At 60.2% G+C, this 16,024-nt stretch carries 10 protein-coding genes; 5 read left to right on the top strand and 5 right to left on the bottom strand.

Annotation, left to right across the window (positions count from 1 at the left end):
• Positions 1-93: 93 nt before the first annotated feature.
• On the top strand, positions 94-2,493 hold the full coding sequence (locus L0U84_RS23895) for a DNA polymerase II (protein WP_233853176.1): 2,400 nt from the start codon (positions 94-96) through the stop codon (positions 2,491-2,493).
• A gap of 36 nt (positions 2,494-2,529) precedes the next feature.
• Here L0U84_RS23895 and L0U84_RS23890 read toward each other — a convergent pair whose 3' ends face one another.
• The 4 genes from L0U84_RS23890 to L0U84_RS23875 all read right to left on the bottom strand — a co-directional run bounded on the left by L0U84_RS23890 (position 2,530) and on the right by L0U84_RS23875 (position 7,482).
• Positions 2,530-3,549, bottom strand: coding sequence for a fimbrial protein (locus L0U84_RS23890; protein ID WP_233853174.1), 1,020 nt, complete (start codon positions 3,547-3,549; stop codon positions 2,530-2,532).
• Positions 3,546-4,283: a fimbrial biogenesis chaperone gene (locus tag L0U84_RS23885; protein WP_233856747.1), complete on the bottom strand. Its 738-nt coding sequence runs from the start codon at positions 4,281-4,283 to the stop codon at positions 3,546-3,548. The genes L0U84_RS23890 and L0U84_RS23885 overlap by 4 nt, the downstream gene beginning before the upstream one ends.
• 40 nt (positions 4,284-4,323) lie before the next feature.
• Entirely contained in the window at positions 4,324-6,762 is a 2,439-nt protein-coding gene (locus tag L0U84_RS23880; protein ID WP_233856745.1) for a fimbria/pilus outer membrane usher protein, read from the bottom strand.
• 192 nt (positions 6,763-6,954) lie between these two features.
• Positions 6,955-7,482 carry a fimbrial protein gene (locus tag L0U84_RS23875; protein WP_233853172.1) on the bottom strand — a complete coding sequence of 176 codons (528 nt, stop codon included), beginning with the start codon at positions 7,480-7,482 and terminating at the stop codon, positions 6,955-6,957.
• Between the two features lie 1,288 nt (positions 7,483-8,770).
• Here L0U84_RS23875 and mgtA point away from each other — a divergent pair.
• The 4 genes from mgtA to L0U84_RS23855 all read left to right on the top strand — a co-directional run bounded on the left by mgtA (position 8,771) and on the right by L0U84_RS23855 (position 14,313).
• Complete coding sequence (gene mgtA / locus L0U84_RS23870; RefSeq protein ID WP_233853170.1) at positions 8,771-11,524, top strand: magnesium-translocating P-type ATPase; 2,754 nt, start codon at positions 8,771-8,773, stop codon at positions 11,522-11,524.
• Positions 11,525-11,600: 76 nt separating this feature from the next.
• Complete coding sequence (locus tag L0U84_RS23865; protein WP_233853167.1) at positions 11,601-12,713, top strand: porin; 1,113 nt, start codon at positions 11,601-11,603, stop codon at positions 12,711-12,713.
• A gap of 127 nt (positions 12,714-12,840) precedes the next feature.
• The gene (locus tag L0U84_RS23860) at positions 12,841-13,092 is read left to right on the top strand and encodes a hypothetical protein (RefSeq protein WP_233853164.1); all 252 of its coding nucleotides are present in this window, start codon (positions 12,841-12,843) and stop codon (positions 13,090-13,092) included.
• An 849-nt stretch (positions 13,093-13,941) separates the two neighbouring features.
• On the top strand, positions 13,942-14,313 hold the full coding sequence (locus L0U84_RS23855; protein ID WP_233853162.1) for a BON domain-containing protein: 372 nt from the start codon (positions 13,942-13,944) through the stop codon (positions 14,311-14,313).
• Between the two features lie 112 nt (positions 14,314-14,425).
• Here the strand turns inward: L0U84_RS23855 and L0U84_RS23850 are convergent, their stop codons facing one another.
• Positions 14,426-15,904 carry an MFS transporter gene (locus L0U84_RS23850; RefSeq protein WP_233853160.1) on the bottom strand — a complete coding sequence of 493 codons (1,479 nt, stop codon included), beginning with the start codon at positions 15,902-15,904 and terminating at the stop codon, positions 14,426-14,428.
• Between the last annotated feature and the right edge of the window lie 120 nt (positions 15,905-16,024).

Raw genomic sequence — 16,024 nt, 5'->3', positions numbered from 1 at the left:
GATGTGAAGCGCCCTTTTTATTGCCCGCTCAACAGTGGCTGCCCGCGGCGGTAAAATCGCGCAAGGCGATCGCGCCGCTTTAAAGGTGGAAGTTTGACTGAGTTCGAGCAGGGTTTCATTTTGACCCGACATTGGCGGGACACGCCCGCCGGCACGGAAATCGACTTCTGGCTGGCCACGGACAGCGGGCCTCGCCACATCCGTCTGCGCCCTCAGCCGTCCGTCGCCTTCATTCCAGCCGAACATCGCGAGCGCGCCGAAACGATCCTGCGCCGCGATGCGCCGCTCGATCTGCGTCCGCTCGAGTTGCAAGACTTCCAGCATCGGCCGGTCAACGGGCTTTACTGTGCGCAATACCGGCAATTGAAGGGCTTCGAGAAGCGCCTCAGAGAAGGCGGCGTCGATGTCTACGAAGCCGATATCCATCCGCCCGAGCGCTACATGATGGAGCGCTTCATCACCGCGCCGGTGTGGTTCAGCGGCGAGCCGCGGCACAAGGGCCCGGGGCTCGACGGCCCGTGGCTCGACGGCGAACTCAAACCGGCCAACGAATATCGCCCGCCGTTGAAGCTCGTGTCTCTCGACATCGAAACGAGCGCGCATGCCGAGCTGTATTCGATCGCGCTCGAAGGCTGCGGCGAGCGGCAGGTGTATATGCTCGGGCCGCCGAATGGGAACATGGCCACCGTCACCGATGCCGGCTCTCTCGACTTCAAGCTCGAATACTGCGAAACCCGCGCACAACTGCTCGAAAAGCTCATCGAGTGGATGGAGCGGCATGATCCCGATGCGATCATCGGCTGGAATCTCGTGCAGTTCGATCTGAAGGTACTGCAACAGCATGCCGAGCAGTATCGCGTGCCGCTGCGCATCGGCCGCGGCGGCGCGGTGATGGAGTGGCGCGAACACGGCGTTACGCGCAATCACTTTTTCGCGGGCGTGGCGGGTCGTTGGGTCATCGACGGCATTGAGGCATTGCGTTCGGCGACGTGGAGCTTCCCGTCGTTCAGCCTCGAATATGTGTCGCGCTCGGTGCTCGGGGAAGGCAAGGCGATCGACAATCCGTATCAGCGCATGGACGAAATCCAGCGCCGCTTCGACGAAGACAAGCCCGCGCTCGCGCGCTACAACCTGAAGGACTGCGAGCTCGTCACGCGCATCTTCGCGAAGACCGAGTTGCTGCCGTTCCTGCTCGAACGCGCGACCGTGACCGGCCTGCCCGCCGATCGCAGCGGCGGCTCGGTCGCGGCGTTTACGCATCTGTACATGCCGCGCATGCATCGGCAGGGCTACGTCGCCCCGAATCTCGGCGACGTGGCCGGCGCCGCGAGCCCCGGCGGCTTCGTGATGGATTCGCGGCCCGGCCTCTACGACTCGGTGCTCGTGCTCGACTACAAGAGTCTGTATCCATCGATCATTCGCACGTTTCTGATCGACCCGCTCGGGCTCGTCGAAGGCATGCTGCATCCCGACGACGCGCACTCGGTGCCGGGCTTTCTCGGCGCGCGCTTCTCGCGCACGCGCCACTGCTTGCCGTCGATCGTCGCGCAGGTGTGGCAGGCACGCGAAGCGGCCAAGCGCGAGCACAACAAGCCGCTGTCGCAGGCGCTGAAGATCATCATGAACGCGTTCTATGGCGTGCTCGGCTCGACCGGCTGCCGCTTCTTCGATCCGCGGCTCGCGTCGTCGATCACGATGCGCGGTCACGAGATCATGCATACCACGCGCGAGCTGATCGAGGCGCAAGGCTACGAAGTGATTTACGGCGACACCGACTCGACCTTCGTCTGGCTCAAGCACGCGCATGACGAGGAGGACGCCGCGCGCATCGGGCGCGCGCTCGTCGAGCATATCAACGCGGCGTGGCGCGAGAAGCTGCAGGCGCGCTTTCGCATCGACAGTGCGTTGGAATTGCAGTTCGAGCGACACTATCGACGCTTCTTCATGCCGACGGTGCGCGGTGCCGAGGAAGGCAGCAAGAAACGCTACGCAGGCCTTACGGTATTGCCGGACGGCCGCGAAGACGTGGTCTACAAGGGGCTCGAAACTGTGCGCACCGATTGGACGCCGCTTGCGCAGCAGTTTCAGCAGGAGCTGTATCTGCGCATCTTCAAGCAGCAGCCGTATCAGGATTACGTGCGCGACTATGTGCGCGATACGCTCGCGGGGCGGCTCGACGATCAGCTCGTCTATCGCAAGCAGTTGCGCAGACCGATCGACGCCTACGAGCGCAACGTGCCACCGCATGTGCGCGCGGCACGCGTCGCCGATGAGTTCAATCGCCAGCAGGGACGTCCGCTGCAATATCAGAACGGCGGCTGGATCAGCTACGTGATCACGGTGGCCGGCCCCGAGCCGCTCGAAACGCTGCGCTCGGCAATCGACTACGAGCATTATCTGACGCGGCAATTGCAGCCGGTGGCCGACGCGATACTGCCCATGCTGCGCGACGATTTCACGACGCTGATGTCGGGGCAGAAGCAGTTGTTCTGATGGCGATTTGCTGTTGCGCGACGGCGCTCGGAACCTTTAGTTGTACAGGACCAACACGGTCGCCGTCGCGGTAAACGGTCCGATTTTAGGTGTACCCAACGCATTGAGCGTGGCGGTAAACGGGATCGAGGCCTGAGTCTGCAAGGGGCCGAAATTCATCAGCTCGAAGGGTTCGCCAATCGGTACCTGGTTGCCGCTCCTATCCTGAATTCCAATGCCGAAATTGCTATCCGATGAGGGAACAATCAGGTTGTTCTGCACCGGATTCGAACTTTGGAAATAGCCCAGGATATTGACGCCGGTATCGCACTGCTGCTTGTTTAGAAGAAGGCTGAACGGCCGGGTCGGTTTCGCCGGCGAGAAGCCGGTCGTCGTTGCCTGAATCTGACCAAAATCGACGATACCGGGCTCGGGAGTGACAGTGACGTCGACCGTACACGGCGACGGGGCGAGATTGCTCAGGCCACTAAGCCAGTACTGAAAGTTGTGGTTACCTATGGCGTTGAGGCCAAGCACCCCGTCGAACTGGAAGGCCGCATAGGTGTCCGGTAGCGCACCCGTCCACGTTCCCTGCTTGAGAATCACCACCTGATAGGTGAGGGGCACCGTCGTCGACCGGCACCTTCCCGCATTGAAGTTGGCCTGCGTGCAAGCTGGCACGGAATAGCCCGTGGACATTCTTGCACCGCCATAATAGTCCTGTCCGTTATAACGGATGCCGATCTGTAGCCCAGGCAGCGGCGCACTGTTCGGATTGGGATAGAAGTAAATATCTTCGGCAACCAGATTCTCTGAGCCACCCTGGTCTTTCGAGCAGACCACGTTTGTCGTGCGGCTCGGCGAGATCCAGATGATGGCGCCATTCCCGGCATTGACCGGATAGGTCTGAACCGAACCAATCGGCTCGGTCAGTCTGGTGCTGCCGGTTGTCGACAGACATTGCAGCGCCCACGCCGAGTGCGCCGATAAAGCCAGCGCGACAACGAGCAGTACGCGCACCAGAGTCCGCAGGCCCGAGATTCTTCTGCTCGTCCATTCATTCAGGCCGCTTTTCATTGCTGAACACTCCTGCAGATACCGGCATCACACTGATAACGCACCCGCGTTTGTCCGCCGAAGTCATTCATGTGGGTGACGTACAGCGTCGATAGTTGCGTCTCCTTGAACGGCACGCTCATTTCGCTCATCGGACTCACCATGACGGACTCGAACGGCACGGCGGTCTTATTCTCGCCGGCGCTCAGTTCGACCACGGTCACGTAATAAGGCGTCGGGTTATCGAAGGTCAGCTTGTGCGAAGCGGCATCGATCTTTATCGTCATCAGCAAGGTCGGATCTTCGTCGCGTTTCGCTTTCACACTTTGAGGCCTGTAAAACAGCTTCAATTTTGAGTGCAGCGCAATCTGCAGCGCGTTGACCGCGTCGGTTTTCGGCGGAATTTCACGGATGTTCAGATAGAACACCGATTCGCGATCGGCCGGCAATGCATTGCCCGGCAACATGACGATGCGCAGAATATTGCGCTCGGCCGGCTCGATGCGTTGCAGCGGCGGCAACACCATCAATGGCGCGGATATTTTCTTGCCGTTTTCGTCTTCGATCCACGACTGGATAAGATACGGATACTTTTCGCTCTTGTTTGTGACCGTGATACTTGCCGACTGCGCGCCTTCATCAAAGACAAGGCGCGTTCGATCCGGCACAACCGCGGCATGCGAGACGGCCGGAGCGACCAGCGCGATGGCAGCGCAAAGTCGAGGCAGTATTGAGTTTAAACGTCGTGTATTCATGGCATGAAACTCTTCGATCAGGGGTGGCCGGACGCGTCCCTTATGGATTGCAGGAGACGGGTGTGGCATTCCCGTCCATCTCGAGGTTCTGCGGCAACTCTCCAAGCCGGCACACGGTGTTCTCGCCGACTTGCACGACAAGTTCGCTGTCAGGTTGAACCTGCGACAGATAGGTCACTCCGTGTTCGCCGACAATGCCGACTTCCTTGCCGGTTTTGCGGTCCATCACCGAAGCGCCGAACTGTACGTTGTGGCCTTCGGCGCTCGCCAGCGTGACGAGCAGGTTGCGCCCGCGAGCCGCGTCGAAATGCACGTAGCCGATCGCACCGTCCGTGAGTACCAGTCGCTGCACCGGGTTCGTGACCTGGGTGTCGAGCGACATCTTGTTGACGTTCACGCGTGCGTCGAACGTATCGAACGGCGAGACCGAGCCGATCACGGCCAGACCGGACGCATTCGTGCTCGCCTGTGAGCCGGTCAGCGGCACGTTCGCCACGCCGTCGGTCGACACGAGCAGGCGTGTGTCGCCGTTGTTGCCGTTGGCATGCGGCGTCAAGCCATGGCTCGTCGCCACCAGCGAGCCGTCGAGTTCGAGCGATGCCGCGACGTAGGAATTCACGACCGTCGAAGCCTGCATGCTGACCTGATACGCCGAGGTCATCTTGCGGACGTTTCCGTTCAGCAACGGCCGTCCGTCCGACGATCCGGTGAATACCGAATAGCTGAGGCCTTCGCCGTTGTCGCCACTGACGCCCGCGTTCACGTTGACTCCACCGCCTGTGACCGACGACACGCTCGTCGACGCCGTCTGGCGATTGCCGAGCGGAATCGTCGCGGAAGCGAAGATCTGGTTACCGCTGCCGGTCGACCCGGTCGAGCGGAACGCCGAAAAGTTCAGCGACACGTTCTTGAGTTTGCCGACCGACACAGTACGCGCAAGCGTCAGGCCGACGCGGTCGTCTGATTGTCGATCCCAGTAACTCGAATGGTCGTAAGACAGGAACGTCGAGACGCCGAACATGCGCCTCGCGAGTGTCATCGAAAATCGCTGGCGGCTGCCGGCGAGGCCATAAGAAGTCGGGTCGCCGCTGAACTGCGGAAAAGTGGTGTAAGTTCGATCGGAAAAGCGGTAGCCGAAAAAACGCAGATCAGTGTCGAGCGAATCGAAGTGCTTCGAGTAGTTGATGCGATAGGACTGGCCATTCTGGCTCTGACCGTTCCACCACAGGCGCGCATTCGATGTAGTCACGTCGACCGAAACCGCACCGACCGGGCCGAGGTCCTTGCCGACACCGACCGCGAGCGACTTATACCCCGACGCGTCGATCGTACCGCCGTACAGCGTGAAGTCGAGCGGCAGGCCGTACGCGGCCTCGGCGAAGCCGAACCACGGCGTAATGCCGGGGCTACCGAACAGGCGCGGCTGCCCAGTCGCAAACTTGTAGCGCAATTCGCCCTGGCGCGCGAGAAACGGCACCGACGCGGCTGTAACCGTGAAATGCTGCACCGAGCCGTCTTCTTCCTGAACCGTGACGTCGAGCGTGCCTTGCACGTTCGCGTTGATATCCTGCAACGCGAATGCGCCTGCCGCGACCTTCGTCGCGTACAGCACGCGTCCCTGCTGCGACACGGTGACCGTCGCGTTCGACTGGGCAACGCCAGTCACGAGCGGCGCGTAGCCGCGCATCGACGGCGGCAGCATCCGGTCGTCGCTTTGCAACGCGGCGCCAGTGTACGCGAACGTGTCGAAGATATCGGAATTCAGGTAGTTGTCGCCGACCGAGACCGTCGAGCGAATGCCTGTCAGCGCGCGGAACGCATAGAGGCGGTTGAACTGGAAATTGTTGTTCGAGCCACCGAATCCGCTGCTGGCCCCGGAATTGACTTGCGCCTGATAGTCGCCGCGAAAGCGCCATGCGCCGAAGTTCGAGCCGACCGTGCCGTAGGTTTGCAGCGAATTGTTCTGAGTCTCACCGTAGCCCGACGAGAACTGCCGGTTGGTGGTGCCGATCACGTGATAGTCGAGCATCGCACCGTCGATGCCATCGCTCCAGCGTTCGCGCGGAATGTAGTTGGGGTCGTCGTACTCGAACGCGATCTGCGGGATGCTGATCTTGAGCGCCGCGGTGCTCTTCACGTACTTGATCGTCACACCGTCGATCTGATCGAGCTTCACACATTCACCGTCGTGAATGCGTGGCAGCGACTCGAACAACTTCGGCTTCAGGCCGAAACTTTTGACTAGCGATTCGGGCAGGCACGCGTAGCTCGTGCCAGCTTCGTCGCCTTCAACGAATCTGATCGACTGCCGTCCGTAATACTGGTCGTTGACTGAAATGTCGAGCAGATAGTCGCCCGGCACCGTATGCCCTGCATGCGCAAACTGTGACAGGTCGAGATTCTTTGCATCATCGACACTCAGGAACGCCTTGTTGAATTCGACCGCGTGCGCATGACTGCCGATGAGCACGGTCGACATGCACAGCACGGACTTCTTCAGACGTGCGGACAGAACATTCCAGCGGCCATCCGATAACTCGGGCAACCGGAATGCGGACTTTTCGATACACACAACTAAAGCCTTGGAAACGGTGATGGACGATATGCCTATAAGCGAAGACGAAAGGGGGCATGCCCCCTTTCGTGTCAGCCCACTTCGATGGGCTCGGGATTACTGGTAGCGAACCGTAAAGTTGGCGACCGAGTCTGCAACGCCCGGCGTGACCGTAGCCTGGGTCGCTTCGTACATTGCGGCGAAACGAACCGTGTTGTTGCCGTTCGACAGGACGACCGTGGACTTCTGCTCGGCGCCGTTGTCGAGGTATTCACCAGAGGCCGTTTGCAGGCGGATGCCGACGTTGCCCGCACCGCCCGTTACCGCGAACAGCCCCGGCACGTCTACGTCGGACGTGCCCGTGAACGTGAAGAAAGCGTTCTTCGCGGTCGCGATGTTGCAGTCGGTCAGAACGATGTTGAAGGGGGCCGGGGTCTGCGAACGGTCGCCCGCCTTCGCGAATTCTCCGGCCGGCACCTGACCGAGCGACACGGTCTGGTCGAGCGTGTCCGCGCTGATGCCGCATGCGCCCGCAACGATTTCACCGATGAAATTGATCGTGCCCGGATTGCCGGTAGGCGTTGCTGCGAATGCCGACGACGAGAGAGCCGCAAGAGCTGCCACAGCGATAAGGGCCTTTTTCATGGATTTGTCCTTTAGTGTTAAAAAATATAAAAGCCGTAGTAATGGCGCCACATTTCCTACATCGATAAACAGATGTTTGCGGCGGACTTCATTATTGAGAATCGACTCAATTCGAAAAAGATCCACATTCCTAAAATTTTTATAAAAATCGTAAAACCTATTTATTGGGAAAACAGGACTCTCGACAATTGGTTTTCAGCTCGATGGCTATGTTGATGAAATTTCAATCGGACCAGTCTGCAATCCAGACCTCCCGCATAGACGCGAATCCGGACGCAAAATAGAGTGAGGGAGTCGCCACTGATCCTTCGTTCCGACAAAGGTTCGCGGGCCGAGTCGAACAGTTACTCCGTAGAGCTAATCTTTTAAGTTGACGTTTTCATTAACCAGCCATTAGAATCCGTCCGTCTTCACCAAAGGGGCTCAAGCCTTGGACAGTTGCAGTAGTTACTTTTCGAACAGTTTGATTGCCTGACAGGCAGAACATCCGCTAGCCTCATTCAGCCACCGTTCTGCCAACAGGCAAACGGTGCGCGTCGTAGTACTTCCGTATCACTACTCCCGCGCCCTCCATTTCAGCGCCGCTTCGGCACGCTTGATTGCGTTCGTCCGTACGGCACGTTTTCCGGGCTCATTCGGAATCACGTTCACATGCGCCCGCAGATTGATCCCTGAGGATGCTTGAACAGACACGCCCGTGCGCAACGCATGGGAAAGGAGACGTCATGCCCGACAGCGACATATGGCCTTTACGCCACTCACGTTCTTTCTTTGCCTGATGGATGCCTGCATGCGTCGACCGTCATTTGACTGACTGTCCGAGCGTTGCGCTGCGGGTGTTCCGGCAACCTCGAACCATCAGACGGGCTTAGGCCCGAACGGAGAAACCACATGTATTTCGCTCTTCTCGTATCCCGACTTCCGCAGGTCCGCGAGCCGCACCACTACTACGTCGCACCGGCTGCATGCGCGGCGCAAGCGCCCATCAAACCGTCGCAACGATGCTTGGCGGCGGTCCGGGCCCTGCTCCGGTCAGCAGCAGGTCATCTCTGATCCTGGCGTCGACAGCGAGTGTTCGTCGTATCGAGACGGTGCGCGCGCTGTCGCGCTTTCACATGGTTTCCACCTGATTCAGATAGCGCCCGCGTGTGTCGCGCCATCCGCGCATCAGAGTGGTAGTGGATGCGATCTGCCCGGGTGATCACGGACAGGACCGCTCAATCCACCTATTTCCCGACTTTCAAAAGCCGCGGACTTTTCGCCGCGTGCATTGCAGCAGGTACAGCCCATGCAATACGAATCCATAAACAAACCGCACACCTCCAGGACGACGCAGAAGGGTTTTGTGTCCGGCTCCGCCAACCGCGAACAGCGATCGCGGCCGCACGTTGTGAGTGAAGACAACGAATCCGTCAGCGCCACGCTCACGAAGACCAACAGTTCGCTCAACGGACTGCTGATGTCGGACGCGCTGGAACGACTCCATCTGGCGGGCCCGAACGAAGTCGCCCATGACAAGGCGCCGCATGCACTACTGCAACTGCTGCTGGCCTTCAGGAATCCGTTCGTGCTGGTGCTGCTCGGCCTGTCCGTCATCACCTTCTTCACGGACGTGTACTTTGCCGAGCCCGACGATCGCAGTTGGACGGGAGTCAGCATCCTGCTCACGATGGTGACCGTGAGCAGCCTGCTGCGCTTCGTTCAGGAATACCGGTCGAACAAGGCGGCGGAGCGGCTCAAATCGATGGTCCGGACCACCGCGACCGTAATCCGTCGCGCGAGCGCATTCGCACATCCGGAGAAACAGGAGATTGCGATACGTGATCTCGTCGTCGGCGATATCGTCTGCCTTCAGGCCGGTGACATGGTCCCTGGCGACATCCGTCTGATCGAGTCGCGCGACCTGTTCATCAGTCAGGCCGCATTGACCGGCGAGGCGTTGCCGGTCGAGAAATACGACACGCTCGGCGCAGTGGCGGAGAAATCGGCGCATGCCGCCCCGGATAATGGCACCGATCTTCTCGATCTCGCCCATATCTGCTTCATGGGCACCAACGTGGTCAGCGGGACGGCAACGGCGATCGTCATTGCCACCGGCGCCGATACGTATTTCGGTTCGCTGGCAAGAAACGTCGTTAGTCACAAACGCGTCGAAACCAGCTTCGACCGTGGCGTCAACAGCGTCTCGTGGCTGCTGATCCGCTTCATGCTGGTGATGGTGCCAGTGGTATTCCTGATCAATGGGCTGACCAAGGGCGACTGGCTGTCTGCCGTGACGTTCGCACTCGCGGTCGCAGTCGGACTGACACCAGAGATGTTGCCGATGATCGTGTCGGCGAATCTCGCGCGAGGTGCTGTCGCGATGGCGCGGCGCAAGGTGGTCGTCAAGCGTCTGAACTCGGTGCAGAACTTCGGCGCGATGGATGTTCTGTGTACGGACAAGACCGGTACGCTCACGCAGGACAAGATCATCCTCGAACATCACCTGGACATCAACGGCAACAGGGACGAGCGGATTCTGCAACTGGCCTGGCTGAACAGCTTCCACCAGAGCGGACAGAAGAATCTGATGGACATCGCCGTCGTCGAACATGCCAATGAACCGGGTGCGCCGGCCAGGCTCACGCAGTACGCCAAGGTCGACGAACTGCCGTTCGATTTCGTGCGCCGCAGGCTGTCCGTGGTGGTCGAGGCGGTGGACAGCAACCAGCTGATGGTGTCGAAGGGCGCGGTCGAAGAGATGCTGGCGGTATCGACGCACATCCAGAATGGAGACACGGTCCATGAGCTGACCCTGCTCGAGCGCGAGATGCTGATCGCCCGCGCCCGGGAGTACAACGAGGAAGGCTATCGCGTACTGGTCGTCGCCACCCGCGAGATTCCGCGGGTCGAAGCAAAGTCCCAGTACCAAACCCGCGACGAAGCAAACCTCGTGGTCCGCGGCTTCCTCACCTTTCTCGATCCGCCGAAGGATTCAGCCGCGCCCGCCATCCACGCGCTGAACGAACATGGTGTGGCGGTCAAGGTGCTGACGGGCGACAACCACGTCGTCGCGTCCAAGGTCTGCCGCGACGTCGAACTGGAACCGGGCACCCCGCTGCTCGGACGCGACATCGAAGCGATGGACGATGCGCAACTCGCGCAAGTGGTTGAACACACGACGGTCTTCGCCAAGCTCACCCCGCTGCAAAAGGCACGGGTGGTCAAGGCACTTCAGGCAAACGGCCATACGGTCGGCTTCCTCGGAGACGGGATCAACGACGCGCCGGCGCTGCGTGATGCGGACGTCGGCATTTCGGTGGACACAGGGGCCGATATCGCGAAAGAAACCGCCGACATCATCCTGCTCGAAAAAAGCCTGATGGTTTTGGAGGAAGGCGTGATCAAGGGTCGCGAGACCTTCGGCAATATCCTGAAGTACCTGAACATGACCGCGAGCTCGAATTTCGGCAACGTGTTTTCAGTGCTGATCGCCTCCGCATTCCTGCCTTGGGAACCGATGCTTGCCATGCAGCTACTGATCCAGAACCTGATCTACGACCTCTCGCAGATGTTTCTTCCGTGGGACCGGATGGATCCCGATTTCGTGAAGAAGCCGCGCAAGTGGGACGCCGGTCATATCGGTCGTTTCATGGTGTGGCTGGGACCCACGTCGTCGGTATTCGACATCACGACCTTTGTGTTGATGTGGACGGTGTTCGGTGCCGGCGCGGCTTTCCAACTGCACGGCGGCGGTCAGGCGATCATGAATTCAGGCTGGTTCATCGAGGGACTCGTCTCCCAGACCCTCGTCGTCCACATGCTGCGCACGCGCAGGCTTCCGTTCATCCAGAGTACCGCGTCGCTTCCCGTGTTGCTGTCGACCTCGGCTGCCATCCTCGTGGGATGCTGGCTGCCGTTTTCTCCGCTGGCCGGGGCATTGGGTTTCGTTTCACTCGATCACAGCTACTGGCTCTGGCTCGTCGCAACGATGGTCGGCTATGTGATGCTGACACAAGTCATCAAGACGCTCTATATCCGCCGTTACGGACGGTGGTACTAAACGACGCCGAAGCTGCGCGTCATCCGGTGCGGCGCCGGATGTACGCGACTCATTCACTTTCGACCGGGTTAATAATATGTCAGTACAACAGATCATCTCTTCCACCATTCCGTTTGCCGCGGCCGCCACGCTGGCGTGCTTCGGCGCGCACGTCCACGCGCAGAGCAGCGTGACGCTCTATGGCGAACTCGATGCGGGGCTCGCCTATGTCAGTAACGTCGGCGGCAACGCGCAGTACAAGGCGACCACCGGGCTGATCGACGGCAGCTACTGGGGCCTTCAGGGTTCCGAAGACCTCGGTGGTGGCAACAAGGCTGTCTTCCAGTTGGAACACGGCTTTTCGGTGACGACTGGAGAAGGACTCAACGATCACCCGTACTATGTCGGCCTTGACAATGAAGCATGGGGCAGCTTGACGTTTGGCCGCCAGTACGATTCTATCCATGACTATCTGGCATCGTTCACCCTCACGGGCGGCGCAGGCGGTACGGCGTTTGCCCATCCATTCGACAACGACAATGCCAACAACTCGTACCTCGCGCGTAACGCGATCAAGTATGCAAGTCCGTCGTTCGGTGGCCTCAGTATCGGCGGCATGTACGCGTTTTCGAACAGCGCCGGCCAGTTTGCGAACAACCGTGCCTATAGCGTCGGCGCGAACTATCAGAACGGACCGTTCAGCGCCGGCGCCGCTTACCTTCACGTGAACGGCCGCGGCGACTCGGCGAACGGGGCGTATGACACCGTGAATCTGCCCGGGTCGAACCGCAACCTGTTCGACGCCAACGTCCTGACGCAGAACACATACGGCATCGGTGCGAGCTATGCGCTCGGCGATTTCACGCTCGGTGCCGCGTGGTCGCGTTCGACCTATAGCGGCGTGACCGATGCCGACTCAGGTTCCACCATGCCTTCGGTCGGCTTCAGCAACTATGAACTCAACGGCGTCTACCAGTTGAAACCGGCGGTGTCGCTCGCTGGCATGTACACGTACACGAAGGCCACGGGTCAGCACTGGCATCAGGCGGGACTGCAGGCGGTCTATCTGCTCTCGAAGCGCACAGATACGTACGTCGAAACGATCTTCCAACGGGCGTCGACGGACGCGCCGGCCGTGATCAACAGCGTCGAACCAGCATCAGGACGTAATCAGTTGCTGGTTGGCGCCGGAATCCGGCATCGGTTCTGATTGGTCTGGCCAGGAACTTGGCCTGATATCGAGCTCCGTTCGTGCAAGGAATCCGTCTGCCAGGGCCTGACGGTCTTTGTACGGCGGGGCGAAGCCGCGCCGAGGTTGCCTTAACAGGGAGAACTGCGTGAATTGCTCAGATAAGACCAATCGGGCCGGACATGTCGTGCAGCATGCGCTCATCGTTCACGAGGTCCCGCGACTGCACGCCGTGCTTGCGCTGATCCACGACATTGCGGCGGGACCAGCCATGCCTGACGCACTGGCAGACATTGCCCGCCTTGCGCGATGCGCACTGGTTGTTTCAATGCCGCCTGATCCTCAGATGGTCGAAACCCGTAAATTGAAAGTATGTTTAAGCGATGTCGGTCAAATGTGATCCCCATCGCGAGGGATGCCTTCCATTCGCCGACTCGATCTGGTCGAGGCGACCACGGTAGCACCCACATGTCGCGGAATGTCGCCACGCGGCGCAACCGGCGCCATTGAGCGTGGTCTATTTGGCATCCTGAAGTTCAACACCACGTTGCTCGTCGAGTCGAACCCTTACCGTTTCCCGCAGGACATCGCCGGCGTTCGTGCAAGTCATCGGGCAAAACTGTAGGTGGGGTCGAGCCTGGAGACTGGCATCCTCGGCGCAGCAATCGCAGCGTGCCACTTTTGAACTTTTTACAGCCCTGGATTGAGCGCGGATCGCGTTTTCTGCATCGACCGGCGCCTTCAGGGACGGAGCCGGGCGACTTTGGACGAATTGCCTACTTCACCTTGGACGGCGGCGCCGCCTCACCATGCGAGCGCGCTTTGTGCACGGCGAAGGTGTCGCGGGTCGCGTGCTCCGCTCACTAACCTCCGAAGCGAATCGACGGCCCATCCGTCGCAAAACCGCACCTTTCTGGACGGCTGAATTTGTCAACCCGAGATGGCTGAATAAGTCGATCCGAGATGGCTGAATATGTCGAACAGAAAGAGGTAACCTATTGTTGAAGTTGGAGAAAACCTAATTCAAATTATTGTTTTGCAATTCTGTCAACACAATTAGAGCTCTGTTCAATCTGACGCATTCCAATATCGCCGATTGCCCTCGCAATAGGCCGGGATTGCATTGTTACTTGACCTAACCCTTTATTGTCCTATAGTGCCTTTTGATCCGCCTCGGAAAGAATGTGGCGGTGTTGAGCGATAACCGTGAGTCTGTACCCCAATGATCTGTAACGACAGGAGAAGATGCATGAAAGCAATCCACGCCGTCAGACTGGTCGGCACCGCCCTTCTGATTTCGGGTTCAATTCATGCCTATGCGCAGGCGAGCAACGCTAACGCCCCCGCGTCCGCCCCGACCACGACGCCCGAAGCCCGCTCGCATTACAAGTCGATGAAAGCGGCGAACCGGGCGCTACAACGTCAGGTTCGGAATGCGCTGGTGAAAGACAGGAACATCTCGACGGCCAATATCACCGTTCGCGCCCGCGATGGTGCTGTCACGCTGCAGGGCAGCGTACCGCTGCAGGCAGAAAGCGACCGGGCAACCGAGGTGGCGAAAGGCGTACCCGGCGTAGTTTCGGTCAAGAACGCGCTGTCGATCCGTCCGGTCGGGACCTGAAGCGGTCCTGGACCACACCTTGCAGGAAGACCGACTGTCTGACTGCGCATTGCATTGATGGCATGAACCAATGCGGTACATGGCGAAGGGCCGGCTCGAAAGCCGGCCCTTGCTATGTAGATATCTTCTCGAGTTCGAGCCCTTTCGTCTTCGGCCCCATCAAGCCGATCGCGAGCATCACGATCAGCATCGCGCCCGCGATGAACACGAACACGCCGGTCGTGCCGAAGTAGCGCAACACGGCCGCGATCAGGAAGGCCGTAAAAATCGCCGAAAAACGGCTCCACGAGTAGACGAAGCCGACCGCGCGCGCCCGGATGCTGGTGGGAAACAGCTCGGCCTGATACGCGTGAAAACTGTACGAAATGATGTTGCCGGCCAGCGTCAGGCCCACCCCGAGGCTCACCAGCAACACCGCGCCCGATGCCTGACTGAACCACAGTCCGCATACGATATTGACGCCGGCCATCACGACGATCACCGTCTTGCGCTCGAAGCGGTCGCCGATAAAGAGCCCAATGATCGGTCCGATCGGCGCGGCCAACGCGATCACGCTCGAATACATCAGGCTCGTCGTGATCGTGATGCCCTGCTTGATCAGCAGCGTCGGCACCCAGTTCGCGAAGCCATAAAAGCCGACCGTCTGGAAGATGTTGAAGATCGTCATCATCAGCGTGCGGCTGCGGTACGGAGGCACCCACATGTCGCGGAAGCTGCCGCGCGGCGCGACCGGCACCGGCGGCGCCGGCGGCGGCAACTCGCGGCCGTATTCGTTGCGCACCTTCGCCTCGAGCGCGTTCATCACGCGATCGGCTTCGGCCAGACGCCCTTGCTGCGCGAGCCAGCGCGGACTTTCCGGCAACGCGCGGCGAATCCACCAGACGAATAGCGCGCCATGCGCGCCGATCAGCACGACCCAGCGCCAGCCGTCCAGACCGAACAGCGTGCGCGGCACCAGCAGAAACGACAGAAACGCGACCACCGGCACGGCCGTGAAGCCCACCGCCTGCTCGCACGCGAACGCGCGGCCGCGGATCTGCTTCGGCACCAGTTCGGAGATATAGGTGCCGATCGTCACCAGTTCGACGCCGATGCCGACCCCGGCGACGAAGCGCCAGAAATTGAGGCCCATCGCGGTCTCCTGAAACGCCATCACGACGTTCGCGGCGGTGTACCACAGCAGCGACCAGGTGAACACCGCGCGCCGCCCGAAGCGATCCGCGAGGAAACCGCACGCGATCGTGCCGATAAACAGGCCGCTAAACAGCGCGGCGATGAAACTCGCGACACCGGTCGAGCCGAACAGGCCATGCGTGGTCGCGGTCAGCATGCCGCTTTTCACGAGGCCCGGCGCGATATAGCCGGAGTACAGCAGGTCGTAGAGTTCGAAGAAGAAGCCGAGGCTCAGCAGCACCACGAGCTTCCAGATGGAGCGTGTGGCGGGTAACCGGTCGAGGCGCGCCGAGATGCTGCCCGCGTCGAGTGACGCGTGGGCCGCTGCCTGAGGGACCGCGCCGCCGGCCGCGTCGGCGGAATGCGCCGCGTTGCCGCCGCTGCGCGCGACGGACCCCGCGTGATCGGGGGATGCCATGTTGTCTGTCTCCATTGCAACTGCTATTGCGACTGCTTTCATGCCAATGCTGATAGCTCGCCGCGGCCGATTCGATGCCGGCTTTGGGTAGATTCGCGCGTCGCACGCGCCACGATGCCC

This window comes from Paraburkholderia sp. HD33-4 (assembly GCF_021390635.1).
In the GTDB taxonomy this organism is placed as follows: domain Bacteria; phylum Pseudomonadota; class Gammaproteobacteria; order Burkholderiales; family Burkholderiaceae; genus Paraburkholderia.
The sequence above is the reverse complement of the archived record's forward strand: the minus strand, read 5'-3'. Positions and strand labels throughout refer to the sequence as shown.